The following is a 25,282-nucleotide window of genomic DNA, read 5'->3' on the forward strand; positions in this document are numbered from 1 at the left end:
CCATGTGGTGGTGGGAAGCGAACATCAGGAAGGAGTGTGGACCCGGCCGAGCATCCGGACCAGGGTGCCGTCGCGGTCGACGAAATGGTGCTTGAGCGCGGCCACCACGTGCAGACCGGCCAGGACGATCAGCGTCCAAGCGAACCAGAGGTGGATCTTGCCGGCGGTATCGGCCTGATCCGGCAGGCCGCTCAGGGTCGCCGGGACCTTGAACCAGCCGAAGACATCGATGGCCACGCCATCGGCGGTGGAGATCAGGTAGCCGGCCACCATGACGCTGAGCATCAGCCCATAGAGCAGGAAGTGCCCGGCACCCGCCGCGCGACGTACCAGCGGGCTACCCTCCACCGGCGGCGGCGGACTGACCAGGCGCCAGAGCAGGCGCAGCACCAGGGCGATCAGCAAGAGAATGCCGGCGCTCTTATGCAGTTCGGGGGCGGTGTGGTACCAGGTGTCGTAGTAGTCCAGGGTCCGCATCCACAGGCCGGAGGCGAACATGGCCACGATCGCCAGGGCCATGACCCAATGCAGAACCAGACTTACCAGACCGTAGCGAAGGCCGTCGTTGCGCCAGTGCATCGCTTTTCTCTCCTGAAAAAGCTTTGCCTAAGCCTAGCCGCAAACGTATCGATGGAAAGCGGAAAAAGTGTCGAATCAATATCGAAGGAATCGATGGATCGGACGACGCGCGAGCGCCCCGTCCGCTCAGGCCCAGAGGCTGCGCAGGGGCAGCGTCCGGGTTCGGGTCACGCTCAGAACGACCAGTGGAACAGCTTCCAGAAGAAGCCGTGCTCGCCACTGTCCTTGGCCGGCGCGGCCTCGGTGGCCTTGGGCGCAGCAGCCGGCTGGGCGGTGTTCTTGGCACTGGCCGCGACCGGCACCACGGCCTTGCCGGCCTTGAGGTCGCGGACCTGGCCGGCGGCGCGCTGACCGCTGGCGAGGGCGCCTTCCAGGGTGCCCGGGTGCAGCGGATCGGTGTGCTCGCCAGCGAAGATCACCCGGCCGGTGGGCTTTTCCCACAACCGCCAGTAGCGGGTGATCTGGCCCGGACCATAGGCCAGGTAGGCGCCGCCCAGGCCCGGATCGCGGCTGTAGCGGCGGACTTCGTAGCCGGAGAAGGCGCCGCGCGCCTTGGGATAGAATGCATGGAAGCGGATCAGCACCTGGTCGACCATCTGCTTGTCGCCAAAGGCCTGCACCAGGCGCGCGCTGTCACCGGCCAGGTTGACCAGCACATTGGCGCCGCCCTTCACGTCCGGCTCCACCCACAGCATGCCCAGGCCCTGGTCGCTGTAGATCTCGCCGCTCATGCGCGACTTGCTGTCCCATACCGGGGTCTTGAACTTGAGCAGGATCTGGTCACGCCAGCCATAGGTGGTGCCCTTGATCGCCGCCTGCTGGGTGGCATCCAGCGCCGGGGTCATCTGCACCTGGCCGAGGGCGCGCAGCGGCACCGCCATCACCACGTAGTCGGCCTTGTAGCCAGTGGCACCGGCCTTGACCACGACGCCGTCCTTGTCCTGGACGATGCTCGCTACCTTGCTGTCGGTCTTGATCGTCTTGATCTGCTTGACGAAGGCCTGGGCCAGCACCTCGCTACCGCCGGGCAGGCGCGACGCGCGCAGGTCCTTGTCCTCGACGCCGCGATAGACGCGGGTCTGCTGGGCCAGATAGAGCAGCGACAGCCGTGAGGGCTCGTCGTAGCGGACGCGGATGCGCTGGTTGATCAGCTGGCGGGCCACCGGCGGCAGATTCTGCTTGTCCAGCCAGGTGGCGGCGTTGATCTGGTCGAGGGCGTGCAGGGTCGGGGTGGCGGTCGGCTGCAGCGGATCGCTGATGGCGGCGGCCAGGTCGTCCAGGGACTTGTCGACGCGCTTCAAGGCATCGGCCACGGCCGGCAGCTTCTGCGCCAGGTCGTCCTGGGAATAGTACTGGCCCTCGATCAGATAGCCCGGGGTGCGCACAAAGGACGGCGCGTCCACGGTCTTGAGCCTGAAGGTGTCCAGATAGTGATTGAGCACCGGCTGGGCCTTGGTGTCGCCGATCCATTCGCTGGAGGCGAGGCCGGAGCGACCGCCGACGCGCGCGCCGGCTTCCAGCAGAGTCACGTTCCAGCCGGCTTGCTGCAGTTCATAGGCCGAGGCCAGACCGGCCATGCCGGCGCCGACCACGATCACCGAGGGACCACTGGGCGCGGCGGGCGCCGCGGCGGCCTTTTCCGGCACCTTGTGCGTCTCTTTATGGGCCTTCTCGGCAGCGCCTGCGCTCAGGCTGGTAGCGAATACGCCGGCTGCCAAGCAGACGGTAAAACCTGTCCAACGCGACGACATCTTTTCTAGACTCCTGGGACCGGGAAACGGCGGTGGCGCAGCATACGCCAGCGGCTCCGGAGCCACTAGCTGCCGCCACGACCGGCAATCGGCCCGCGCCTTGCTCCCGTCGCGCGCCCTGGCTTAGGCTTGCGCCCCCTTTTATCGCCGGGCCCGCCGCCAGGAGACCGCCAATGACCAATCACGACTGGATGCGCCGTGACCTGGAGGTGCTCTGGCACCCCTGCACCCAGATGAAGGATCACGAGCAGCTGCCGGTGATCCCGATCCGCCGCGGCGAAGGCGTCTGGCTGGAGGACTTCGACGGCAACCGCTACCTGGACGCGGTCAGCTCCTGGTGGGTCAATGTCTTCGGCCACGCCAATCCGCGCATCAACGACCGCATCAAGGCCCAGGTCGACCAGCTGGAGCACGTCATCCTCGCCGGCTTCAGCCACCAGCCGGTGATCGAACTGTCCGAGCGCCTGGTCGCCCTGACCCCGGCCGGTCTCGACCGGGTGTTCTATGCCGACAACGGCTCCTCGTGCATCGAGGTGGCGCTGAAGATGAGCTATCACTACTGGCGCAACGTGGGCCAGCCGGAAAAGCGTCGCTTCGTCACCCTGACCAACAGCTACCACGGCGAGACGGTGGCGGCCATGTCGGTGGGTGACGTGGCGCTGTTCACCGAGACCTACCAAGGCCTGTTGCTCGACACCCTCAAGGTGCCGAGCCCCGACTGCTATCTGCGCCCCGAGGGCCTGGGCTGGGAAGAGCACTCGCGGCAGATGTTCGCGCACATGGAGCGCACCCTGGCCGAGCATCACGCCAGCGTCGCCGCGGTCATCGTCGAGCCGCTGATCCAGGGCGCCACCGGCATGCGCATGTACCACCCGGTCTATCTGCGCCTGTTGCGCGAGGCCTGCGACCGCTATGGCGTGCACCTGATCCATGACGAGATCGCCGTGGGCTTCGGCCGCACCGGGACGATGTTCGCCTGCGAACAGGCCGGCATCCGTCCGGATTTCCTCTGCCTGTCCAAGGCCCTCACCGGCGGCTACCTGCCGCTGGCCGCCTGCCTGACCACCGATGCCGTCTACCAGGCTTTCTACGACGACTACCACACCCTGCGCGCCTTCCTGCATTCCCACAGCTACACCGGCAATCCGCTGGCCTGCGCCGCCGCCCTGGCGACCCTGGACATCTTCGCCGAGGACGACGTCATCGCGGCCAACAAGCCCCTGGCCCGGCGCATGGCCGAGGCCACCGCGCATCTGGTCGACCATCCCCACGTTGGCGAGGTACGCCAGACCGGCATGGCCCTGGCCATCGAGATGACCGCCGACAAGGCCCGCCGCACCCCCTACCCCTGGCAGGAGCGCCGTGGCCTGGCCGTCTATCAGCACGCCCTCTCCCGCGGCGCCCTGTTGCGCCCCCTGGGCAACGTGGTCTACTTCCTGCCGCCCTATGTCATCACCCCCGAGCAGATCGACTTCCTCGCCGAGGTGGCGAGCGAAGGCATCGACCTCGCCACCCGCACCTCGGTCAGCGTCGCCCTGAGCGACCTGCACCCCAACCACCGCGATCCCGGCTGATCTGGAGTCCGCCATGCGTCTCACCCGCTGCCACCTCGACCTGCCCCTGGCCCTCGGCCGCCTCGACCTCCCCGAGGCCCAGGCTCACTACCTGGGCCGCGTGCTGCGCCTGGCACCGGGGGATGCCGTGCAGCTGTTCGACGGCAGCGGCCGGGAGTACCTCGGCCAGGTCGCCGCGGTGGGCAAGAAAACCCTCAGCGTCGACCTGACCGAGGAACTGCCTGGCCAGCCCGATTCGCCGCTGCGGATCCACCTCGGCCAGGGCCTGTCCCGCGGCGAGCGCATGGACTGGGCCATCCAGAAGGCCACCGAACTGGGGGTGGCCGAGATCACCCCGCTGGTCAGCGAACGCTGCGAGGTGCGCCTCAAGGACGAACGCGCCGACAAGCGTCTGCAGCACTGGCGTCAGGTCGCCATCAGCGCCTGCGAGCAGTGCGGGCGCTCCACGGTGCCGCTGATCCATCCGCCACAGTTGCTGGCCGACTGGCAGACCGGGCTGGATGCCGACCTCAAGCTGGTCTTGCACCCGGTGGCCGAGCCGCTGGAAAGCCATGCCCGCCCTACCCGTCTGGCGCTGCTGATCGGTCCCGAAGGCGGCCTCAGCGAGGCCGAAGTCACGGCCGCCCGCGCCGTCGGTTTCCAGCCGGCCCGCCTTGGGCCGCGGGTGCTGCGCACCGAGACCGCGCCGGTGGTGGCCCTGAGCGTGGCCCAGCAACTTTGGGGTGATTTCCAGACCCCATGATCTGACCTGGGCCGCTGCCCCGCGGTGGCCCGCCTCTTTCCCCACGGATAGTTTTGGAGCCCTGGATGACCCTGCCCTCTCGCCCCTACGCCGCCTTCCTGTTCGACATGGACGGTACCCTGCTCACCAGCGTGGCCTCCGCCGAACGCGCCTGGAGCACCTGGGCCCTCGGCCATGGCCTCGACCCGGCGGACGTCCTGGCGGTGATGCACGGCGTGCGCGCGGTGGAGACGGTGAAGCGCTTCGCGCCCGCCGGCGCCGATATCGAAGCCGAGACCCGCGCCATCACCGAACTGGAGATCGCCGATGTCGCGGACATCCAGGAAATCCCCGGGGCCGCGGCCTTTCTCGCCAGCCTGCCGGCCGGCAGTTGGGCCCTGGTCACCTCGGCGTCACGCCGCCTGGCCGAAGTCCGCCTGGCCGCCGCGGGCATGGCTCTGCCGCCGGTGATGATCTGCGCCGAGGACGTCACCCAGGGCAAACCCGCGCCGGACTGCTTCCTGGCCGGGGCGCGCAAGCTGGGCGTGGAGATCGGTGATTGCCTGGTGTTCGAGGATGCCCATGCCGGTTTTGCCGCGGCCAAGGCGGCCGGCGCCGATGCCGTGGCCATCACCGCCACCCATCGCCAGCCGTTGGACCTGGGGTTGCCGACCCTGGCCGACTATCGCGGCGTCGGCATCAGCCGTGAAGAAAACGGCGCGATGCGCCTGACCCGACAGGACTAGAACACACCCGCGGCGGCGAGGCGCTCTTCCACCCCGATCAGATCGGGGATGCGCGCCGTGCCGCCTTCGTAGGCCACCGCGCCCAGCTCCAGGGCGGCCAGGGGTACCTCGGCCGCGGCCAGCTCCGGGGTGATGCGCAGCGAACGCGGAATGCTGCGGATCAGCAGGGCCAGGAACCGGACCCGCTCACGCCCACCCAGGGCATTGAGAATGGCCACTCGCGCATGGCGATCGCCGTCGAATTGCGCGGCATGGCCGCTGGAGAGCGCCTCGAAGCTGATCAGCGGCAGGCGCAGATCGCGCCAGGCGACCTGTCCCAGGCACCAGTCGGGCTGCACCGGCAGCGGCCGGATCTCGCGGCAGGGCACCAGTTCGGCCACCGCCGCATTGGGCAGCAGCAGGGTGCGATCGGCCAGGGTCAACAGCAGACCGGTCAGGTGTTCGGCGGGAGCGGCGGTCGACATCGGAGATTCCTTTAGCTTCGCTGCTCGGCCAGGCGCGCCACCAGGGCTTCGGCCAGGCCGCGGGGATCGGCGGTAAGGGTCGCGAGACCCGATTCGCGCAGGCTTTCGGGCATGCTCGGGGCGATGCAGGTGCTCGCCGACTGGGTCCAGAGCGTGCCACCGCGGCGCCGCACATAGGGCGCCGAGGCGGTACCATCGTTGCCCATGCCACTGAAGACGATGACCCCGCAACGGGTGCCGAAGTGCTGCGCCAGGTTGAGCATCATCTGGCTGATCGACGGCGTATAGGGCTCGGGCCAGGCGCGCTCGACGATGTCCAGGGCGCTGTTGGCACGGAAGGTGAGTTCCTGCTGGGTGGGTACCACCACCACCTCGCCGCAGCGCACCGGCTCACCCGGGCGCACGCCCTGGATGTGCCACTGGCTGTGCCGGCCCACCGCGCGCAGCAAGCTGGCGGCAAAGCCGTCGCCGATGTGCTGGGCATAGAGGAAGCCGACCGGCAGCCCGCCCGGCAGGGCATCGAGAAAGGCCTTCACCGCCGCTGGACCACCCAGGGACGCCGCCAGCAACCAGACCTCGGGGGCCGGATCGCCCGCCGGCAGCGGCAGATTGGCCAGGGGTTCGGGCAGGGTCAGGCGCGGGGGGCGCGCCTGGTCCTGCAGCAGGGTCTCCAGCGCCGGGCCGACCGCCGCCACCGGATCGCCGATCAGCCGCTTGAGCTTGCCGATCAGGCGCTTCTCCCACTGGGTGAAGGGATCGGTGAAGCGCTCGGGCGCCTGGCCTTCGCCGAACAGGATGGGGACCTCGGCCCCTTCCAGCAGCGCATCCACCAGCGGCGACTCCTCCGTCTGGCTCAAATCGATCAGCCACAGGTCGGTCGCGACCGTGGGCCAGGCCGCTTCGTCGAAACGCTCCGGATCGCTGTTGAGGACGACGTGATAGCCATTGTCGACCAGCACCTGCTGCAGCACGTGGCGCTGCAGCGGACTGTCGGCCAGGATGGCGACGCGGGCATTGTGCATCTCAGTCATGATCCCTGACCAACCGATGGATGTGGGCCAGGAGTTCGCTCTCCTGGTAGGGCTTGCCCAGGTACTCGTTCACGCCCAGGCTCAGCGCCCGCTCGCGGTGTTTTTCCCCGGTCCGGGAGGTGATCATCACGATCGGCAGGTCCTTGAGGCGCGGGTCATGGCGCACCAGGGTCGCCACCTCGAAGCCGTCCATGCGTGGCATCTCGATGTCCAGCAGCAGGATGTCCGGCTGCCGCTCCTGCAACTGGGCGATGGCATCCACCCCGTCCTTGGCGGTGAAGACTTCCATGCCGTGGCGTTCCAGCAGGCGGCTGGTGACCTTGCGCACCGTGACCGAATCGTCCACCACCATGACCAGCGCCGGCCGGGTGACCTCGGCCACCGTGGCCGGGCCCTGCGCCAGCCGGGCGAGCTCTTCGCCGCTGGCGCGCTGGCTGCGGATCATCGCCAGCAGGTCGAGAATCACCACCACGCGCCCATCCCCCAGCAGGGTGGCACCGGACAGGCCCGGTACCCCGGCGAATTGCGGGCCGAGGCTCTTCACCACGATCTCCCGCGAACCGGCCACCGCATCCACCTGCACGGCCACCGCGTATTCGGCGGAGCGCACCAGCACCACCGGCAGCGGTAAGCTCTGGCCGCTCAGCTTGGGCTGCTGGCCGTTGCCGAGCAGGTGGCCCAGGTAGCGCAGATCATAGTGCTGGCCGCCGTATTCGAAGGTACTGGCGCCCGGGCGGTAATAGCGTTCGAGGTCGGCGGCGGTCACCCGCACGATGCCCTCGATGGTGTTGAGCGGCACGGCATAGAGATCGTCGCCGGCATGCACCATGAGCGCGCGGTTCACCGACACGGTGAACGGCAGGCGGATGGTGAAGCGCGTCCCCTCGCCCGCCACGCTGTGGATGTCCATGTTGCCGCCGAGCTGTTTCACCTCCTGGTGCACCACGTCCATGCCCACGCCACGTCCGGAAATCTGGGTGACGGTTGGCGCCGTGGAAAAGCCGGATTCGAGGATGAATTGCAGCAGTTCCTGATCGGTGAGCTGCGCGTCTTCCGCCATCAGGCCGCGCTCGATGGCCTTGCGGCGCACCGCGGCCAGATCGATGCCACGACCGTCGTCGGCCAGGGTCAGGATGATGTCGCCGCCCTCGCGGCGCAGATCCAGGCTGATCACGCCCTCGGCCGGCTTGCCGGCGCGCTGGCGCCCGGCGGCGTCCTCGACCCCGTGGTCGATGGCGTTGCGCAGCATGTGCTCCAGCGGCGGAATGATCCGCTCCAGCACCGTGCGGTCCAGCTCGCCCTCGGCGTTGCCGACCTGCAGCTCGACCGGCTTGTCCAGTTCGGCGCTGACCTGACGTACCACCCGGTGCAGCCGCGGCACCATGCGCTCGAAAGGCACCATGCGCGTCTGCATGAGGCTTTCCTGCAACTCGGTGTTAACCCGCGCCTGCTGCAGCAATAGGGTCTCGGCATCGCGATTGCGCTGGCCCAGGGTGTTCTTCAGATCCAGGAGGTCGGAAGCCGATTCGAACAGCGCCCGGGACAGCTGCTGCAGCTGGGAATAGCGATCCAGCTCCAGGGGATCGAAATCCTCGTAGCCGGCGCGATCCACGTCTTCGTGGTGACGACTGATGATCTGCGCCTGGGTTTCGGTATCCAGCCTGCGCAGCTGATCGCGGACCCGCTCAATGGTGGCTTCCATCTCGCCGAGGGTGGTGCCGATGTCGCTGACCTGCTGTTCGACGCGACCGCGGAAGATCGAGGTCTCGCCGGCCAGGTTGACCAGCTGTTCCAGCAACGCGGCCGGCACCCGCACCAATTCCTGGGAAGAGCGCCGCTGCGCCGCCTGCTGGCGGACCTGCTGCAGGCGCTGCACGAAGGGCAGCGGCGCAATGGGCGCCGCGGGCGTCTCGGCCGCCACCATGAGCGGCGCCACGGCAACGCCTGCCACCGGCAATTCGGTCGGTGCGTGTTGCGCACCGGCTGCGCCGTCCACGCCTGGAGAGTCTGCAACGTCAGCATCCGCGTCCGTCGCGGCCAGCGGCAGGTCGGCTTCGAAGGACTGCTGCTCAAGGTCGGCGGGCGCGTCCGACGCCTGGGGCGCGACCGTCTGGGGCGTGGCAGGCAGCGACAACTGGGACACGGCCAGTTGCAGCCCGTCGACTCCCTGGGTCGCCAGGTCGCGAACGCGGTCGCCTGCGCCCAGCCCTACGGCCTGCGAACGCAACTCGACCAGTTGCTGTTCCAGTCCATGGGCTTGCTCGCCCAGGCCATGAAGGCCAGCCAGGCGAGCACCGCCCTTGAGGGTATGCAGACAGCGCAGCAGCTCGTCCACTGCCACCTCGGGCGCGGCCGGCCAGCCGGCCAGGGCCTCGTCCATGCTGACCAGCAGGTCCTGGGCCTCCTCGATGAAGATTTCGAGGATTTCCGCGTCGGTGTCTGCGTCGAAGACCGGCGTGGCGGCGGCCACCGCGGTGGCGGTCACGCTCGCTGCCAGCGGCGCTCCGCGATAATCGCGCAGGGCCTCGATGAGCTCAGCGGCAGGTGCCGGGGCCTGCCCCTGGGCCAGGGCTTCGAGTTGTTCGTGCAGGCGGTCATGGCAACGCTGCAGCAGGCCGCCCAGTTCTGCGCCGGGCTTGATCCGTCCCCGCGCCAGGCCTTCGTAGAAGGCCTCCAGAGCATGGGCCAGATCGCCGATGGCATCCACCTCGGCCAGGCGTGCACCGCCCTTGAGGGTATGCAGGTCGCGCAGCAGGGATTCCAGCGCGAGACTGTTGTGCGGCTCGGCTTCCCAGGCGCGCAGCGAGGTCGCCATGCTGTCGAGCAGGTCGCGACTCTCTTCGATGTAGATGGCCAGCAGCTCAGCGTCGGGACCTTCGTCCGCCTCCGGCACAGCGGCCATGGGCAGCGGTTCCGGGTGCTGGGACTCGGTCTCGGGCGCACTGTCCGCTACCGGGTCATCGATGTCACTGGCGGCATCCACCTGGCCTGGAGCTGGCTCGGATTCACCTGCGGCCAGGTCATCGAGGTGACCGGTACGGATGTGCTGCAAGCGCTCGACCTGCTCGGCATGCTCGCTGACCGGCGTACCCGCCGCCAGCTCGTCCAACTGCGCCGCCAGGCAGCCATGGGCGTCTTGCAGAGGCTGGGCCAGTTCGCCACCACCGGCGAGGCGGCCGTCGAGCAGGCCTTCGTAGATGGCGTCCAGCTCCGTGGCCAGGCGCGCCACTGGCACCACCCCGGCGAGATGGGCACCGCCCTTGAGGGTATGCAGATCGCGCTGCAAGGTGCCGAGGTGGAAGCTCTGCTGGGGCTCCACCAGCCAACGTTTCAGTGCCCGGTCGGCGCTGTCCAGCAGATCCTGGGCCTCTTCGAGGAAGATCAGCTGCATCTCCGGATCGACGGTGGCGGTAGCCTCCGACTCGACCGCCGCGGCGTCCGGCGACTCGGTGTCCGCGGCCCGCGGCAGCGGCTCCTGCGACGCTTCCGGCAGCTCGCGGTCAGGCTCGGCTTCGGCTTCGGCTTCGGCTTCGGCTTCGGCTTCGGCTTCGGCTTCGGCTTCGGCTTCGGCTTCGGCTTCGGCTTCGGCTTCGGCTTCGGCTTCGGCTTCGGCTTCGGCGGGCAGTTCGATGTCGAGCGCCAGCTCGGGTGCCACCGGCGTGGCCGTTTCCGGATCGAAGAGGTCTTCGGGTTCGGGCTCGGCCAGCAGGGTGGTGGCCGCCATGGGCAGCCCGGCGAGAATGCCCGCCAGCAGGGCGCGCAGACCCTGGATCCGCTCCTCGTTGGGGGTGGCCCGCATGCCGCCCGCCAATTGATTGAGCATGCTGATCAGGGCTTCCTGGGCTTCCTCCGCCTCGCGGAAAAAGGCTTCATCGGCCGGCAGCGAACCGCTCGCCGCGGCGGCATAGACCACCTGCAGCGCCTCGGCCAGTTGCTCGACATCGGCCAGGCCGACCCGGGCCGCCCCGTCGGCAAAGGTGTTCAGTCGTTCGGCCAGTAGATCCGGGCAGGCCGCCAGGTCACCATCGGTGCGCCAGGCATTCAGGCGTTCGTCGGCTTCCAGCAGCAGCTCCATCGCCGGCATCAGGAAGTCGGTAAGGCGCAGGACGTCACGCTGCTCCGGCAGCGGTGCTGCGGGGATCGGCAGCTGGGGATTCAGCTCCTCCAGCAGTCTCTCGCAGTGCTCGATCACGGCCGCCGCGCCCGTCAGCGGGGTCGCCAGCGCCCCCTCATCGAGGGTAGCCAGCCGCTGCTCCAGCAACTCGGCCCCCTGGGCGAGCAGGGCGCACTCGGGTTCGGCGAAGGCGACATGGGCGAGCTTGTATTCCTTGGCCAGCCGCTCCAGCGCCGACGCCAGCTCGGCCATTGGCGAACTGCCCGCCATATGGGCACTGCCCTTGAGGGTGTGCAGGGCGCGCAGGAGATTGTCGGAGACCGGCTGGCTACCGGCGTCGGCCTGTTCGAGGAAGCGACGCACGGTTTCCAGGTGCGCCTGGGCCTCGGTACGGAAGATGTCCAGCAGCTGGGTATCGGCTTCGCCGGCGGCGAGTGCCGCTGCCGCGGGCTCGACGCTCTCCACCTCAGGCAGCGCCGCCGCCACGGAGGGAACTGCGTCGCTCGCCGAAGCCCGCTCGGGCAGGGCTTCGTTGCGCGCCAGCGCATGAGCGGCATGGGCCAGCCAGTCGACGTCATCGCGCTGCCGTTGGCGATCCTCGGCGTATTCCTCGACCAGCTCCGGCAGCAGGGCAAAGGTCTGCTCGACCACCGTCTGCAGGGCAGGACTGTGAGCGACGCTATGGTCCAGCCGGCGATTGAACAGATTCTCCAGGGCCCAGGCCAGCTCGCCGATGACCAGCGCCTGGACCATGCGACCACTGCCCTTGAGGGTATGGAAATTGCGCCGCAATTCACTCAGCGCGGTACGCTGCTCGGGGTCTGCCTGCCAGGTCGGCAACCAGCGTTCCAGTTCCACCTGGACCTCGCCGGCCTCTTCGATAAAGACCTCGCGCAGCTCGTCCTCGACCGGTTCGGCATCGGCCGCCGGTGGCAGCAGCGCCTGCGGCACTTGCGCCGCCGGGGGATTGATGGGATTGACCGGCGCGGCCAGCACCTCGGCGACCGCATCGGCATCGGCGGTCGCCGGCGGCAGGCTGTCCAGCTCGATACCGGCAGGCAGCTCCTCGGCCTCTGCGCCCGCGGGCTCGGCCTCGCCATGCGCCGCGTCAGCCACCACATCGGCCGCTGCCTGCGCGTCCGCTTGGTGATCGGCGGTCAGAGGCTCGTCAGGTTCGGACTGGAATTCGGCGTGGGATTCTGCTTCAGCGTCCGCAGGCTCCTCGATCGGCAGGGCGGTGAGTTCCAGCGTCTCTTCGAGCACCGGCTCCGCTTCCGGCGCCGGCTCTTCCGGTCGATCCAGAGGCAGCGTCTCGACCGCGCTGGAGACCAGGGGCGCCTCCGCCTCCGCACCTTCGCCGACCGCTTTGGGCGGATAGCCGAGGGCGATGAGACTCTCGTCGGCGATGTCGAGAATCATGTCGTGGGGCGTGGACGGATCTTCCGCCAGGCGCTCCAGGTAATACTCGACGCTGGTGATGGCGTCGGCCAGGGTATCCAGGCTCTGCCAGTCCGGCACCGCCTGCTTGCCCAGCAGTTGCTGGCAGATGTAGTCGTTGGCCGCCTGCACCTGGGCCGCGGCCCGCTCCAGCGGGATCATCGCCAGGCCGCCACGCACCTGGGTCAGCAGCAGAGGCACCGGCTCCAGGTGGACATGGTTCCACTGGGAGGCGATGAACTCGATGATGGCGTCCTTGGATTGCTCCAGGCCATTGCGCGCCTCGCGCACCACCACCCGGTGCAACTGATCGATGTCGGTGGTGGGCAGGCGGCTCTCTTCGGCATCGCCGACCTCGTTGCCGCTGACCATGCCGGCCAGGGTGGCTTCGACATAGAGCAGCGCCCCGGCGATGTCCATCAGGGCGGCATCGCTGGCGTCGTGCACGCCAGCGGCCAGGTCGGCGACGGCTTCGTACTGCTCCAGCACCACCTTGCGCGGCTGACCGAAGCCCAGCACCGCCAGGGTATCGGCGATCTGCTTGAGCGGTGCCAACAGGCCCCGCAGGCTGGCGGGCTGCTGGCGATCGCTGCGCACGAACAGGTCCAGGCTGTCCTTGATCTGCACCAGCTCTTCGCACAGCGCGGTCACCACCGAACGCATGGCCTCGCGATCCGGACCAACGATGCGCGAGCGCTCGAACCCCACCAGCTCGGCATCCGGCAGGGCTTCGTCGAGACGATAGTGGGCCTTGAGCGCGGCGATGCGCGGACTCTGCACCGGCGCCTTGGCCAGATAGAACAGCAGATTCTTCAGCAGATCGGCCGGCGCCGGCTGGTTGAGGGTGGTCACGCCATCGCTGATGAGCCGCTTGAGTTCACGATCCAATTGTCGCAGCAGACCGCGGATCGAGCTGCTGTTGTCCAGCTCGCCGGCCTGCAGCAATTCGGTCAGTCCCGCCGCCACCGGCCAGAGGGCGCCAAAGGGCGAACCGGCGCAGAGCTGGTCCAGGCGCTCGAAGACCCGCAGCAGGTAATCCAGGTGCAACTGGACATCACGGTCGCGGAACAGCCCGACCTGGGCACCTTGCAGCGCCTGGCGCAGCTTGCGCAGCCGTGGCAGCCAGTCCGGCGCGGCGCGGTCGGCCAGTTCGGCATCGCTCAGCGACAGCGGCGTGGCGGACAGATCCGGCGAGAACAGGCTTGTTTCCGAGAGCAGCTTTTCACCACGCGCCGAGCGCAGGTCGTTGAGCAGCGGCAGGATGGCCAGTGGGAGATCGCGGCGGGCCTCGAGGACCCGATCCAGATAGGGCGGTACCTGCAGGATGGCCTGCATCAGCACCTCCAGCGCCTCGTCCGAGCTGTTCACCCGCTCTTCGTGGAGGGCCTGCAGCAGCAGTTCCATTTCCTCGGCGAGCAGCGCGGCGCCATAGAACTCCACCATCTGCAGGGTGCCGTAGACCTGGTGCACATAGGTCCGACAGAAACCCAGGCGGCTACGGTCGTGCGGGTTGTCGACGAACGCCTCGAGCGCCTTGCGGGCCTGCTGCAAGGTTTCGGCGATCTCTCCCTTGACCCACTCGAGGGCTACGTAGTCGTGTCGATCGATCATCTCGGCTCCTGTCATGCCGGGTGGTCTGGCTGGCGGGTGAACGCCAGGACTTCGGGATGATCGACGGGTACCAGTTGCGGGTGGCTCCAATTGCTCACCTCACCGACACCCAGGACCAAGAGCCCACCCGGTGCAAGCCGCTGGACCAGCTGATTGAGCAGGTCTCGACGCAGCCAGCGGCGGAAATAAATCAGCAAGTTCTGACAAAAAATGACATTGAGCCCCTGCAAGGGGGCCTGGCCCAGTTCCAGCACATTGAGCCGGGCAAAGCACAGTCGCTCCGCCAAACCGGCGACGACTTCGAAACTGCCGTCCGCCTGGGCACGGAAATAGCGCTCGCGCAGACTGGCCGACACGCCGGCCAGCCGCTGCAGGCTGTAGCTACCCTGCCGCGCCTGGCGCAGGGCTTCGCTGCTGATGTCGGTGCCGGTCAGGGCGAACGTCAGGGGTCGCGCCTGCCGTGCCAGGACTTCGGCGGTACTGATGGCCATCGAAAACGCTTCCTCTCCACTGGCGCACCCCAGACTCCACAGGGTCAGCCCCTGGCCCTCGGTGGTCCGGGCGAATTCACTCACATAGGCTTCCAGCAGCGCGAAGGAAGGGGGATGGCGAAAGAAGCGGGTGGCCTGGATGGTCAGCCGATCGAGCAGTCGGACCCATTCGATGCGCCCGCTGATGCCCGCGCAGACGACCTGGTAGTAGCTGTCGTAGTCCGCGATCGCCAGTTCGCGCATGCGCGCGGCCAACTGGATCTGCAGAAAGCTGCGCTGGCGATCGTCCAGCACCATGCCGGCGCGGGATTCCAGCAGCTGTCGCCAACGCTCGAAGTCCGCATCCGGCAGCTCGGGAGCACGGCGCAACGCCCAACTCGACTCCCCCACCCCGTCTCCCCCTCGCCACACCACGATGTGGCCGCTGCATTCAGCCCAGCGGCTGCTCGTTCGGCAGATTGAAGCCCGACACCGAACGCCGCATCTCGCTGGCCAGCTTGGCCAGCTCGCCGATGCTGCGCGCGGTGGCGGTGGTACCGGCCGAGGTCTGCGAGGTGATCTCCTGAATCACGTTCATGGTGCTGGAGATGTGGCTGGCGGACGAGGACTGCTGACGCGCGGCGTTGGAGATGTTCTGGATCAGTCCGGCCAGGCTCTGGGAAACCTTCTCGATCTCTTCCAGCGCCACACCGGCGTCCTGGGCCAGGGCGGCCCCGCGCACCACTTCCGAGGTGGTCTGTTCCATGGAGATGACCGCCTCGTTGGTGTCGGTCTGGATCGCCTTGACCAGGGCCTCGATCTGCTTGGTGGCGCCGGAGGAGCGTTCGGCGAGGCGCTGGACCTCGTCGGCGACCACGGCGAAGCCGCGACCGGCGTCACCGGCCATGGAGGCCTGGATGGCGGCGTTCAGGGCCAGGATGTTGGTCTGGTCGGCGATGTCGTTGATCAGGCCGACGATGTCACCGATCTCCTGGGACGATTCACCCAGGCGCTTGATTCGCTTGGCGGTGTCCTGGATCTGCTCGCGGATGCTGTCCATGCCGATGATGGTGTTGTGCACCACCTGGTTGCCCTTGTTGGCGATGGCCACGGAGCGCTCCGCCACCGCGGTGGACTCCGAGGCGTTGGTGGATACCTGGTCGATGGACACGGCCATCTCGTTGATCGCCGCGGAAGCCCCGGCGATTTCCTGGGCCTGGTGCTCCGAGGCCTCGGCCAGCACCGTCGCGGTGTCTTGGGATTCCTGGGCGGCGGCCGCCACCTGCACGGCGGTCTGGTTGATGGTCTCCACCAGTTCGCGCAGCTGGTCGATGGAGTAGTTGATGGAGTCGGCGATGGCGCCGGTGAAGTCCTCGGTCACCGTGGCCTGCACCGTCAGGTCACCATCGGCCAGGTCGGCGATCTCGTCCAGCAGACGCAGAATGGCGGTCTGGTTGCGCTGGTTCTTCTCGTCGGTCTCGGCCAGGCGGCGGCGGGTATCGCGCACCAGGATGTAGCCGATGCACAGGATGGCGCCGAGGGCGATGAACACCAGCAGATAGCTGCCCACGGTGTTGATCTTGCGGCTCTGGGCCAGCGAAGCGTAACCGGCGCTCAGCTCCGAGGCGGAACCGAGCAGTGCCTGGGAGCCCTGGTAGATCAGGCCCACGGCGGAGCGGATCTGCAGCAGTTCGGGCGAGGTGGCGAGAATCTCGTCGACGTTGCCGGAGACGAATTCGAACAGCTTGTTGGCTTCGTTGAGTCGGCTGACCGCCTCGGGGTCGGTGATCTTGGCGATGCCCATGGAGGCATTGCCTTCGCGCATGGCCTTGAGTACCCGGCCGAACAGGCTGGCGTCGCGGCCAAAGCTGTCGGCCGCCTGGACGGCGGCTTCGTCGCCGGTAAGGATCTTGTTGATGGCGCCGAGGATCCGCTCGGCCAGCAGTGCCTGACGCTGGGCCACCACCACCTGGCCGGCGGGCGCGCCGCGCTCGATCAGGATGTCGACGACCTCTTCGTTCTCGACCTGCAACTGGGGAATGGTGTCGGCCAGCGCGCCGGACAGCTGGTGCAGGGACAGTACGGTCTGCTCGCTGCCGAGCATGGTGTCGACCTGCTTGCGCTGGGTCTCCCACTGGGATTGCAGGGTATCCAGACGCGGGCCGAGGATCGCCGGCGAGGGCGGCAGACCGGTCTGCGGATCGCCGCTGCGCAGGATGGTCAGGCGCCGCTCGAACTCGGCGCGCGCCTGGCGCAGGTCCTTGAAGGCCTCGGCCTTGCCGGTGGCGGCCTCACTGGCACTCTTGGCCAGCTGCTGCGAGAGAATCCGCAGCTCGGTGGCCTGACCCTGATACTGGTTGTCGTAGTTGGTCTGGGTGCCCAGGTACGCGAAGTTGGCGAACAGCAGCACGATCGCGACGATCAGCACCACGAACATGCCCGCGACCCACGCGTTGATTTTCCCGGTATTGAGTTTGTTCATCAGCGGCCCCCGCCTGGACCTTGGTTCCTTTAGTTCTATCCTTGTCGGACGCCGGATCGGTTCGCTTGAAGCCGATGCTCGTCGCCCTACCCCCACCCGTCGGCGACGGCTCCTGCCATCCCGACCCCGATCCGCCTCGCAGCGCCCGGACGCCTGGCGACCTAGGCCGCGACGTCCATGAATTCGGGATGCTCGACCAAGGCGCGTGGGCTGCAGACCAGCCAGGGCACGTCGCGTTGGAAGACACCTTCCAGAAAGAAGTGCAGGCCCGACGGCACGTTGTCGGCGTGCTCGCGATAGGCCTCGATGTCGAAATGCTGCATACCCAGAACTTCGTCAACCGCCAATCCGACGAAGAGGTCGCCATGGTCGACGATCAGGATGCGCCGCTGTTTGCGCAGGGCCTGGATCTTCACGCCGAGGAATTGCCCCAGGTCGGCGATCGGCAGCAGGCGACCGCGTACGTTGGCCACGCCCTTGAGCCAGGGTTTGACGCCGGGCAGCGCGGTGAAGCGCGGCTCCGGCAGGATCTCGCTGACCTCGCCCATGGGAATCACGAAGCGCAATTCACCGAGACGAAAGCCGATACCGCTCCAGCTGCGCTGGTTTTCCTGTTGCGCCGGCAGACCGGCCGCCCGCTCGCGGCAGCGCAGATCGATCAGGCGCAAGAGTTCATAGGGCGTGGTGGCGTCGCTCATAGGATTCCCTGCCCTGTAGGGCGCTGCCGCGAGAAACGGACGTCGGACGTTAGCCTTGCAGGACACCCGCCAGGGTACGCAGCAGGGTGTCTTCGTCGATGGGCTTGGTGAGGTAGTCCTTGGCGCCCTGGCGCTTGCCCCAGACCTTGTCGGTTTCCTGGTCCTTGGTGGTGACGATGACCACCGGAATGTGGCTGGTTTCGGCATCCTTGGTCAGCTGCCGGGTGGCCTGGAAACCGTTGAGGCCGGGCATGACGATGTCCATCAGGACCGCATCCGGCTTCTCCTGACGGGCCAGGGCGACGCCATCGGCACCGTTCTCGGCCTTGAGCACCTGATGCCCATGCTTTTCCAGCATGGCGGTGAGCTTGTACATCTCGGTGGGAGAGTCGTCGACGATCAGAATTCGAGCCATGAAAATTTCCTACTAGATAGAATCGCCCGCCTCAGGACACTCAGGACGCTTGTTCGAGCGGAGTGAAACTGGGGACGTGGGTCTTGATCGCACCGATCAGCTCTTCTTTGCTGAAGGGTTTGGTGAGGTACTGGTCAGAGCCGACGATGCGGCCCTTGGCCTTGTCGAAAAGGCCATCACGCGAAGACAGCATGATGACGGGCGTCGCGCGGAAGGCGCTGTTGTTCTTGATCAGCGCGCAGGTCTGATAGCCATCCAGTCGCGGCATCATGATGTCCACGAAGATGATGTGGGGATGACTATCGGCGATCTTGGCGAGCGCATCGAATCCATCGATGGCGGTGATGACCTCGCAGCCAACTTTCTTGAGCAGGGTCTCGGCGGTCCGACGAATCGTCTTCGAGTCGTCGATCACCATGACCTTCAGCCCTTCCGAATACTGTTCCATGTTCAAGCTACCAGCTCATCGTCGATGAAACGTGAATGATGTCGATCCGGGCACTTTGGCGGCGCCTCTTTGTAGCACACAATACCGTGACGTACCACGCAGATCCCCTGGTGGCGGACCACCGGCCCGCCCACCACGACGATCGCGCAAGCATTGGCACTGAAGGGGATCGAGGGGCTATTCTGACGCCTTGCCCACGTAGAACCGAGGTCTAGCGTCAATGAGTATCCGCCTGGGGATCGTCATGGATCCCATCGAACGCATCTCCTATAAGAAGGATAGCTCCATGGCCATGCTGTGGGCGGCCAAGGCGCGCGGCTGGACCCTGCACTATTTCGAGATGCAGGACCTGTACCAGGTCGATGGCGAGGCCCGCGGCCGTGGTCGGCAGCTGGACGTGTTCCAGGATCCGGAGCGCTGGTTCGCCTTTGGCGAAGACGTCGACCTGCCCCTGCGCGAGCTGGACGTGATCCTGATGCGCAAGGACCCGCCCTTCGACAACGAATTCGTCTATGCCACCTACCTGCTGGAGCAGGCCGAGCGTGGCGGCACCCTGGTGGTCAACCGCCCGGCCAGCCTACGCGACTGCAACGAGAAGTTCTTCGCCACCCTGTTTCCCGAGCTGGCGCCGCCGACCCTGGTCAGTCGTCGCGCCGACATCATCCGCGAATTCGCCCGCAGCCACGGTGACGTCATCCTCAAGCCGCTGGACGGCATGGGCGGCAGCTCGGTGTTCCGGCATCGGGAAGGCGATCCCAACCTCTCGGTGATCCTGGAGACCCTCACCGCCCATGGTACCCAGCAGATCATCGCCCAGCGCTACCTGTCGGGCATCAAGGATGGCGACAAGCGCATCCTGATGATCGACGGCGAACCCGTGGACTACTGCCTGGCGCGCATTCCGGCCCAGGGCGAGACCCGTGGCAACCTGGCCGCCGGTGGCCGCGGCGTCGCCCAGCCGCTGTCGGCGCGGGATCGCGAGATCGCCGCGACGGTGGGCCCGGAATTGCGCAAGCGCGGCCTGCTCTTCGTCGGCCTGGACGTGATCGGCGAGCACCTCACCGAGATCAATGTCACCAGCCCGACCTGCATCCGCGAGATCGATGCGGCCTACGACACCCGCATCGCCGAGCGCCTCATGGATGTGATCGCGCAGAAGCGCGCGCGCTGAGGCGAGGGTCCACGCCGCCTCCAGCGGCATGGACAAGCGCGGACACAATCCGCAGACTGGCGCCAGCCCTGCCGCGCGCCCTCTGCCCTTGCCGACCCAGTCAATGCCCAGCACCGCCTCCTCCCCCGCCGCCCAGGTCCGTCCCGCCGACCGCCTGGGCTTCACGCTGCTCATCGCGACCCTGCTGCACGTCGTGCTGATCCTCGGCGTCGGTTTCTCGCTGCCCGAGCCCAGCCAGATCAGTCGCACCCTGGAGGTGACGCTGGCCAGCTTCAAGAGCGACGAGGCGCCCAAGCAGGCTGATTTCCTCGCCCAGGAAAACCAGCAGGGCAGTGGCACCCTGGACAAGGCGGCAGCGCCGAGCACCCCGGTGCAGGCGCCGTTCCACGACAGCGAGATCCGCCAGGCCGCGCCTCCGGCTCGCCCGCCGGCGGCGGATCGCGCCCAGGCGCCCAAGGCGGCGGTGACCACCCGCGCCACGCGGCCGACCAAGGCCGAACCCAGTCGCGAGACGCCCGAACGGGAACAGCGTGACGCTCCGAGCCCCGAATCCGACAGCCAGGCCGCCGAACTCGCCAGCCTGGAAGCCCAGCTCGCCGAGGAACGCCAGCAATACGCCAAGCGGCCAAAGATCTGGCGGATCAACGCCGCCTCGACGCAAAAGGACAAGGGCGCCCGCTACAAGGAAGAATGGCGGCGCAAGATCGAGCGCATCGGCAATCTCAACTACCCTGAGCAGGCCAAGCGTGACCGCCTCTATGGCAGCCTGCGCCTGCTGGTGGCCATCAACAAGGACGGCTCGCTCTACGAGGTCCAGGTGCTGGAATCCTCGGGCCGCCCGGTGCTGGACCAGGCGGCGCTGCGCATCGTCCGGCTGGCGGCGCCCTTCGCCCCCTTCAGCGGCGATCTGGCCGACATCGACCGGCTGGAGATCATCCGCACCTGGCGCTTCGAGCGTGGCGACCGCCTGTCCAGTCAATAGCCCTGGACGCCGTTGGACTTGAAGCCGGACCGCGCAACCGGGAAACTTGCCGGTCATGAAGCCGACCTCCAGCACCACCCTACAGCACCAACTCCTGATCGCCATGCCACAGATGGACGATCCCCATTTCGCCGAGACGGTGATCTACCTCGTCGACCACGGCCCGGATGGCGCCATGGGCTTGGTGATCAACCGACCCAACGGCCTGCACCTGGACGACCTGCTCGAACAGCTGCGGCCCGAGGTCCCGGCCACCCTGGAAGACACCCAGGTCGTCCTCTATGCCGGCGGCCCAGTGCAGACCGATCGTGGCTTCGTCCTGCATGACGCCGGCCCGGTGTTCCAGAACACCCTGGAACTGGACGAACTCAGCCTCACCACCTCGCCGGACGTGCTGTTCGCCCTTTCCGATGGTACCGGCCCGACCCGCCACCTGATCACCCTGGGCTACAGCGGCTGGGGTCCCGGCCAGCTGGAAGAGGAATTGGCGGCCAATCTCTGGCTCACCACCCCGGCCACCAGCGCCCTGCTGTTCGAGACGCCCAGCGAGCAGCGTCTCGGTGCGGCCGCCGCCCTGCTGGGGGTCGACCTGCGCCTGCTCTCGCGCCAGGCGGGCCACGCATGAGCGCACCCAGCGGCCTCTACCTGGGCTTCGACTACGGCACCCGGCAGATCGGCGTCGCCGTCGGCCAGGCCGTGACCGGCCAGGCCCGTGAACTGCTCACCCTCAAGGCGCAGAACGGCGTGCCCGACTGGCAGCAGATCCAGCGCCTGCTGGACGAGTGGCGCCCCACCGCCCTGGTGGTCGGCCTGCCACTGAACATGGACGGCACCCCCAGCGAGATGAGCGAGCGCGCCGAACGCTTCGCCCGCCGCCTACAGGGTCGCTACGGCTTGCCCGTGCATACCCATGACGAACGCCTCACCACCTATGCCGCCAAGGGCGAGCGCCTGCAGGGCGGTCAGCGCGACGGCTATCGCGAACGCCCGGTGGACGCCCTTGCCGCCGCCCTTCTCCTGGAAGGCTGGCTGACCCAACAACTGGAACGGGCCGCGCGCCCGCAATCGGAGTAGCCATGCACCTGCCCTCTCCCGCCGAGCTCCTGCCGCGGCTGGCCGCCGACCTGCGCCTATCGTTGGATCGCCGTGGCATCACCGATCCCGGCTTCGTCGGCATCCATACCGGTGGCCTGTGGGTCGCCGAGGCCCTGCTGGCCGAACTCGGCCTGGACACCCCGCTGGGCAGTCTGGACGTCTCCTTCTATCGCGACGACTTCACCCAGAAGGGCCTGCACCCCCAGGTGCGTCCCTCGGCCCTGCCGTTCGAGATCGACGGCCGCCATCTGGTGCTGGTGGACGACGTGCTCATGAGCGGCCGCACCGTGCGCGCGGCGCTCAACGAACTCTTCGACTATGGTCGTCCCGCCAGTGTGACCCTGGTCTGCCTGCTGGACGTCAATGCCCGCGAATTGCCGATCCAGCCCGACGTGGTGGGCGCCACCCTGAGCCTGGCCCCCACCCAGCGCGTCAAGCTGACCGGCCCCACGCCGCTCGCCCTCGAATACCGCGACGCCCCCGCCGCCTGACCTGGATCCGCTGCCATGACCGACGCTACGCGCTCGCTGCAACTCAACGCCCAGGGCCAATTGCGCCACTTCCTGTCGCTCGACGACCTGCCCGCCGAACTCCTCACCGAATTGCTCGATACCGCCGACTCCTTTCTGGAAGTCGGCGCCCGGGCGGTGAAGAAGGTGCCGCTGCTGCGCGGCAAGACCGTGTGCAACGTCTTCTTCGAGAATTCGACCCGCACCCGCACCACCTTCGAACTGGCGGCCAAGCGGCTGTCGGCGGACGTCATCACCCTCAACGTCTCCACCTCTTCCACCAGCAAGGGCGAGACGCTGTTCGACACCCTGCGCAACCTGGAGGCCATGGCCGCCGACATGTTCGTGGTGCGCCACGCCGACTCCGGCGCCGCCCATTTCATCGCCGAGCACGTCTGCCCGGATGTAGCCATCATCAACGGCGGCGACGGCCGCCATGCCCACCCCACCCAGGGCATGCTCGACATGCTGACCATCCGCCGCCACAAGGGCGACTTCGCCAACCTCTCGGTGGCCATCGTCGGCGACATCCTGCATTCGCGGGTCGCCCGCTCCGACATGCTGGCGCTGCGTACCCTGGGCTGCCGCGACATCCGTGTGGTCGCGCCGCGCACCCTGCTGCCGGTCGGCCTCGAAGAACTCTATGGCGTGCGCACCTTTACCGACCTGGCCGAGGGTCTGGACGGCGTGGACGTGGTGATCATGCTGCGCCTGCAACGCGAACGCATGCAGGGTGGCCTCTTGCCCAGCGAAGGCGAGTACTACCGGCTGTTCGGTCTGACCCGCCAGCGCCTAGACCGCGCCAAGCCCGACGCCATCGTCATGCACCCGGGACCGATCAACCGCGGCGTGGAGATCGAATCAGCGGTCGCCGACGGCGAGCAGTCGGTCATCCTCAACCAGGTCACCTACGGCATCGCGGTCCGCATGGCGGTGCTGTCGATGACCATGAGCGGGCAGACCGCCCAGCGTCAGCTACAGGAGAATGCGCAGTGAGCCTGAGCATCCGCAATGCCCGGGTGATCGACCCGGCCACCGGCCTCGACCAGGTCAGCGACGTCCATGTCGACCAGGGTCGCATCCTGGCCCTGGGCGAAGCGCCCCAGGGCTTCCAGGCCGACGAGCAGCTGGACGCCAGCGGCCTGATCCTGGCGCCTGGTCTGGTCGACCTGGATGTCGCCCTGTGCGAACCGGGCCTGACCCGCAAGGGCAATGTCGACAGCGAGACCCGCGCCGCCGCGGCCGGGGGCGTCACCAGCCTGTGCTGCCCGCCCACCACCCGCCCGGTGCTGGACACCACCGCGGTGGCCGAACTCATCCTCGACCGGGCGCGCACCGCCGATCACACCCGCGTCCATCCCATCGGCGCCCTGACCAAGGGCCTGGGCGGCGAGCAGCTGGCCGAACTGATGGCCTTGCGCGACGCCGGTTGCGTGGCTTTCACCAACGGCCTGCAGCCCTTCGAGAATCTGCGGGTGCAGCGGCGAGCGCTGGAATATGCCGCCACCTTCGACCTTACCGTGGTCTTTACCGCTCTGGACGCCGACCTAGCCCATGGCGGTCTCGCCCATGAAGGCCCCACCGCCAGCTTCCTGGGTCTCACCGGCATCCCGGAGACCGCGGAGACCATCGCCCTGTCTCGCGACCTGTTGCTGGTGGAACAGAGCGGCGTGCGTGCCCATTTCGGCCAGCTGACCAGCGCTCGCGCGGTGGAGATGATCGCCGCCGCCCAGGCCCGCGGCCTGCCGGTGACCGCCGATGTGGCGCTCTACCAGCTGCTGCTCACCGACGAGGCCTTGCAGGGCTTTTCCAGTCTCTATCACGTCAAGCCGCCGCTGCGCACCGCGCGGGACCGCGACGCCCTGAGAGCCGGGGTACGTGATGGGGTGATCGGCGCCATCTCCAGCCATCACCAGCCCCACGAGGCGGACGCCAAGCTGGCGCCCTTCGCCGCCACCGAGCCGGGCATCAGCAGTGTCGAATTGCTGCTGCCGCTGGCCCTGACCCTGGTGGAAGACGGTCTGCTGGATCTGCCGACCCTGCTGGCACGCCTGACCAGCGGTCCGGCCCAGGCGCTGCGCCTCGCGGCGGGCCGCCTGGCCAAGGGCCTGCCGGCGGACCTGGTGCTGTTCGCCCAGCAGCCGACCGCCCAGGCCGCCACGCCCTGGCTATCGCGTGGCCGCAACTGCCCCTTCCAAGGCCTCACCCTGCCCGGCCGCATCGAACGCACCCTGGTAGGGGGACGCGCGACCTACCAGCGCAGCGCCTGAATAGAGGCGCCTGAATAGAAAAGGGGCTCCGCGGAGCCCCTTTTCTCTGTCTCTTAGCTGGATTAGCGCACCAGCCGCCGGCGATTCTCTTCGGAGATCTGCGAGTTGAGCGTCCAGAAGTCGTAGAGCACGCCCAACAGGAAGAAACCCGCGGTAAAGAAATAGAGGATGGCGGTGATCCACTTGCCCAGATAGAGGCGATGGACGCCAAAGATGCCGAGAAAGGTCAGCAGGATCCAGCCCAGACTGTAGTTGATCGAACCGGACTGGAAACGCAGATCCGCCTCGCGATCCATGGCCGGGATCAGGAACAGATCGATCAGCCAGCCGATGCCCAGCAGACCCAGGGTGCAGAACCAGAGGGTGCCGGTGACCGGTTTGCCATAGTAGAAGCGATGAGCGCCGAGAAAACCGAAGATCCACAGCAGATAGCCCATGACCTTGCTGTGGGTGTCCTGATACTGCATGCCTACGACCTCGCGACTGAAGGAAAAGACCCACCTTACCAACACCCTTACATTCACCGTGACTTTATGTCGAAAACTGGATGAATGCCCAGGGAGTCTCACTGGTTGGCGCTCTAGGGACCCCACTTTCCGCTAAAAATTACATAATTTCTTGATGAGAGGTGCACAAAATATCCACAGGGTTGGTATAGAATCCCTCGCTTCGATCTTCAGACACCCCTACGACAATGCGTTTATTTCTTCTGAC

21 protein-coding genes are annotated in these 25,282 nt (G+C 67.4%); 10 read left to right on the plus strand and 11 right to left on the minus strand.

Annotated elements, in window-relative coordinates:
- Positions 1-24: 24 nt before the first annotated feature.
- Together BMZ43_RS12950 and BMZ43_RS12955 are read right to left on the minus strand one after the other, a co-directional pair.
- Positions 25-579, minus strand: a complete 555-nt coding sequence (locus BMZ43_RS12950) for a cytochrome b (protein ID WP_064307485.1) — start codon at positions 577-579, stop codon at positions 25-27.
- A gap of 173 nt (positions 580-752) precedes the next feature.
- Positions 753-2,330 (minus strand): flavin monoamine oxidase family protein, encoded by a 1,578-nt coding sequence (locus BMZ43_RS12955; protein WP_093254136.1) that lies wholly within the window; start codon positions 2,328-2,330, stop codon positions 753-755.
- 173 nt (positions 2,331-2,503) lie between these two features.
- On the opposite strand from BMZ43_RS12955, the gene BMZ43_RS12960 reads away from it, so the two are divergent.
- From BMZ43_RS12960 to BMZ43_RS12970, 3 genes are all read left to right on the plus strand, one after another.
- Positions 2,504-3,904, plus strand: a complete 1,401-nt coding sequence (locus tag BMZ43_RS12960) for an adenosylmethionine--8-amino-7-oxononanoate transaminase (protein WP_093254139.1) — start codon at positions 2,504-2,506, stop codon at positions 3,902-3,904.
- Between the two features lie 13 nt (positions 3,905-3,917).
- Positions 3,918-4,646 carry a 16S rRNA (uracil(1498)-N(3))-methyltransferase gene (locus BMZ43_RS12965; protein WP_017640968.1) on the plus strand — a complete coding sequence of 243 codons (729 nt, stop codon included), beginning with the start codon at positions 3,918-3,920 and terminating at the stop codon, positions 4,644-4,646.
- Positions 4,647-4,711: 65 nt separating this feature from the next.
- The gene (locus BMZ43_RS12970) at positions 4,712-5,371 is read left to right on the plus strand and encodes an HAD-IA family hydrolase (RefSeq protein ID WP_017640969.1); all 660 of its coding nucleotides are present in this window, start codon (positions 4,712-4,714) and stop codon (positions 5,369-5,371) included.
- On the opposite strand, the gene BMZ43_RS12975 is transcribed toward BMZ43_RS12970, so the two are convergent.
- The 8 genes from BMZ43_RS12975 to pilG form a co-directional block, all read right to left on the minus strand.
- Positions 5,368-5,835: a chemotaxis protein CheW gene (locus BMZ43_RS12975; protein WP_017640970.1), complete on the minus strand. Its 468-nt coding sequence runs from the start codon at positions 5,833-5,835 to the stop codon at positions 5,368-5,370. The genes BMZ43_RS12970 and BMZ43_RS12975 overlap by 4 nt on opposite strands.
- A gap of 11 nt (positions 5,836-5,846) precedes the next feature.
- Positions 5,847-6,866: a chemotaxis protein CheB gene (locus BMZ43_RS12980; RefSeq protein ID WP_177344809.1), complete on the minus strand. Its 1,020-nt coding sequence runs from the start codon at positions 6,864-6,866 to the stop codon at positions 5,847-5,849.
- Positions 6,859-14,028, minus strand: coding sequence for an Hpt domain-containing protein (locus BMZ43_RS12985; protein WP_093254146.1), 7,170 nt, complete (start codon positions 14,026-14,028; stop codon positions 6,859-6,861). Before BMZ43_RS12985 ends, BMZ43_RS12980 begins: the two co-directional genes overlap by 8 nt.
- 11 nt (positions 14,029-14,039) lie before the next feature.
- Positions 14,040-14,888, minus strand: a complete 849-nt coding sequence (locus tag BMZ43_RS12990; RefSeq protein WP_093254149.1) for a CheR family methyltransferase — start codon at positions 14,886-14,888, stop codon at positions 14,040-14,042.
- 61 nt (positions 14,889-14,949) lie between these two features.
- A complete protein-coding gene (locus BMZ43_RS12995; RefSeq protein WP_017640974.1) occupies positions 14,950-16,980 on the minus strand; it encodes a methyl-accepting chemotaxis protein in 2,031 nt (676 codons plus the stop codon).
- 161 nt (positions 16,981-17,141) lie between these two features.
- Positions 17,142-17,678 carry a chemotaxis protein CheW gene (locus tag BMZ43_RS13000; RefSeq protein WP_017640975.1) on the minus strand — a complete coding sequence of 179 codons (537 nt, stop codon included), beginning with the start codon at positions 17,676-17,678 and terminating at the stop codon, positions 17,142-17,144.
- Positions 17,679-17,727: 49 nt separating this feature from the next.
- The gene (gene pilH / locus BMZ43_RS13005; RefSeq protein WP_007161680.1) at positions 17,728-18,093 is read right to left on the minus strand and encodes a twitching motility response regulator PilH; all 366 of its coding nucleotides are present in this window, start codon (positions 18,091-18,093) and stop codon (positions 17,728-17,730) included.
- Positions 18,094-18,133: 40 nt separating this feature from the next.
- Positions 18,134-18,541, minus strand: coding sequence for a twitching motility response regulator PilG (pilG, locus tag BMZ43_RS13010; RefSeq protein ID WP_007161679.1), 408 nt, complete (start codon positions 18,539-18,541; stop codon positions 18,134-18,136).
- 220 nt (positions 18,542-18,761) lie between these two features.
- Between pilG and gshB the strand changes: the two genes are divergently transcribed.
- The 7 genes from gshB (at position 18,762) to BMZ43_RS13045 (ending at position 24,568) form a co-directional block, all read left to right on the plus strand.
- A complete protein-coding gene (gene gshB, locus BMZ43_RS13015; protein WP_093254156.1) occupies positions 18,762-19,712 on the plus strand; it encodes a glutathione synthase in 951 nt (316 codons plus the stop codon).
- Positions 19,713-19,815: 103 nt separating this feature from the next.
- Positions 19,816-20,694 (plus strand): energy transducer TonB, encoded by an 879-nt coding sequence (locus tag BMZ43_RS13020; RefSeq protein WP_093254395.1) that lies wholly within the window; start codon positions 19,816-19,818, stop codon positions 20,692-20,694.
- A 55-nt stretch (positions 20,695-20,749) separates the two neighbouring features.
- A complete protein-coding gene (locus BMZ43_RS13025; RefSeq protein WP_064309238.1) occupies positions 20,750-21,319 on the plus strand; it encodes a YqgE/AlgH family protein in 570 nt (189 codons plus the stop codon).
- Positions 21,316-21,768, plus strand: coding sequence for a Holliday junction resolvase RuvX (ruvX, locus tag BMZ43_RS13030; RefSeq protein WP_007161675.1), 453 nt, complete (start codon positions 21,316-21,318; stop codon positions 21,766-21,768). Before BMZ43_RS13025 ends, ruvX begins: the two co-directional genes overlap by 4 nt.
- Before the next feature lie 2 nt (positions 21,769-21,770).
- Entirely contained in the window at positions 21,771-22,280 is a 510-nt protein-coding gene (pyrR, locus tag BMZ43_RS13035) for a bifunctional pyr operon transcriptional regulator/uracil phosphoribosyltransferase PyrR (protein WP_017640979.1), read from the plus strand.
- A 15-nt stretch (positions 22,281-22,295) separates the two neighbouring features.
- Positions 22,296-23,294, plus strand: a complete 999-nt coding sequence (locus BMZ43_RS13040; RefSeq protein ID WP_093254161.1) for an aspartate carbamoyltransferase catalytic subunit — start codon at positions 22,296-22,298, stop codon at positions 23,292-23,294.
- Complete coding sequence (locus BMZ43_RS13045) at positions 23,291-24,568, plus strand: dihydroorotase (protein WP_093254166.1); 1,278 nt, start codon at positions 23,291-23,293, stop codon at positions 24,566-24,568. The genes BMZ43_RS13040 and BMZ43_RS13045 overlap by 4 nt, the downstream gene beginning before the upstream one ends.
- A gap of 62 nt (positions 24,569-24,630) precedes the next feature.
- Here the strand turns inward: BMZ43_RS13045 and BMZ43_RS13050 are convergent, their stop codons facing one another.
- The gene (locus BMZ43_RS13050) at positions 24,631-25,035 is read right to left on the minus strand and encodes an NINE protein (RefSeq protein ID WP_017640982.1); all 405 of its coding nucleotides are present in this window, start codon (positions 25,033-25,035) and stop codon (positions 24,631-24,633) included.
- Positions 25,036-25,282: the final 247 nt, after the last annotated feature.

The sequence above is a fragment of the Pseudomonas sp. Snoq117.2 genome (assembly GCF_900110545.1).
Classification (GTDB): domain Bacteria; phylum Pseudomonadota; class Gammaproteobacteria; order Pseudomonadales; family Pseudomonadaceae; genus Chryseomonas; species Chryseomonas benzopyrenica.

Coding starts and splice junctions, on each gene's coding strand:
- BMZ43_RS12995 (WP_017640974.1), bottom strand. CDS start 16,980: ATGAACAAACTCAATACCGGGAAAATCAACGCGTGGGTCGCGGGCATG.
- BMZ43_RS12955 (WP_093254136.1), bottom strand. CDS start 2,330: ATGTCGTCGCGTTGGACAGGTTTTACCGTCTGCTTGGCAGCCGGCGTA.
- BMZ43_RS13000 (WP_017640975.1), bottom strand. CDS start 17,678: ATGAGCGACGCCACCACGCCCTATGAACTCTTGCGCCTGATCGATCTG.
- BMZ43_RS13020 (WP_093254395.1), top strand. CDS start 19,816: ATGCCCAGCACCGCCTCCTCCCCCGCCGCCCAGGTCCGTCCCGCCGAC.
- BMZ43_RS12970 (WP_017640969.1), top strand. CDS start 4,712: ATGACCCTGCCCTCTCGCCCCTACGCCGCCTTCCTGTTCGACATGGAC.
- ruvX (WP_007161675.1), top strand. CDS start 21,316: ATGAGCGCACCCAGCGGCCTCTACCTGGGCTTCGACTACGGCACCCGG.
- BMZ43_RS12965 (WP_017640968.1), top strand. CDS start 3,918: ATGCGTCTCACCCGCTGCCACCTCGACCTGCCCCTGGCCCTCGGCCGC.
- BMZ43_RS12985 (WP_093254146.1), bottom strand. CDS start 14,028: ATGATCGATCGACACGACTACGTAGCCCTCGAGTGGGTCAAGGGAGAG.
- BMZ43_RS12950 (WP_064307485.1), bottom strand. CDS start 579: ATGCACTGGCGCAACGACGGCCTTCGCTACGGTCTGGTAAGTCTGGTT.
- pilH (WP_007161680.1), bottom strand. CDS start 18,093: ATGGCTCGAATTCTGATCGTCGACGACTCTCCCACCGAGATGTACAAG.
- pilG (WP_007161679.1), bottom strand. CDS start 18,541: ATGGAACAGTATTCGGAAGGGCTGAAGGTCATGGTGATCGACGACTCG.
- BMZ43_RS12960 (WP_093254139.1), top strand. CDS start 2,504: ATGACCAATCACGACTGGATGCGCCGTGACCTGGAGGTGCTCTGGCAC.
- BMZ43_RS13050 (WP_017640982.1), bottom strand. CDS start 25,035: ATGCAGTATCAGGACACCCACAGCAAGGTCATGGGCTATCTGCTGTGG.
- gshB (WP_093254156.1), top strand. CDS start 18,762: ATGAGTATCCGCCTGGGGATCGTCATGGATCCCATCGAACGCATCTCC.
- pyrR (WP_017640979.1), top strand. CDS start 21,771: ATGCACCTGCCCTCTCCCGCCGAGCTCCTGCCGCGGCTGGCCGCCGAC.
- BMZ43_RS12975 (WP_017640970.1), bottom strand. CDS start 5,835: ATGTCGACCGCCGCTCCCGCCGAACACCTGACCGGTCTGCTGTTGACC.
- BMZ43_RS13040 (WP_093254161.1), top strand. CDS start 22,296: ATGACCGACGCTACGCGCTCGCTGCAACTCAACGCCCAGGGCCAATTG.
- BMZ43_RS13025 (WP_064309238.1), top strand. CDS start 20,750: ATGAAGCCGACCTCCAGCACCACCCTACAGCACCAACTCCTGATCGCC.
- BMZ43_RS12980 (WP_177344809.1), bottom strand. CDS start 6,866: ATGACTGAGATGCACAATGCCCGCGTCGCCATCCTGGCCGACAGTCCG.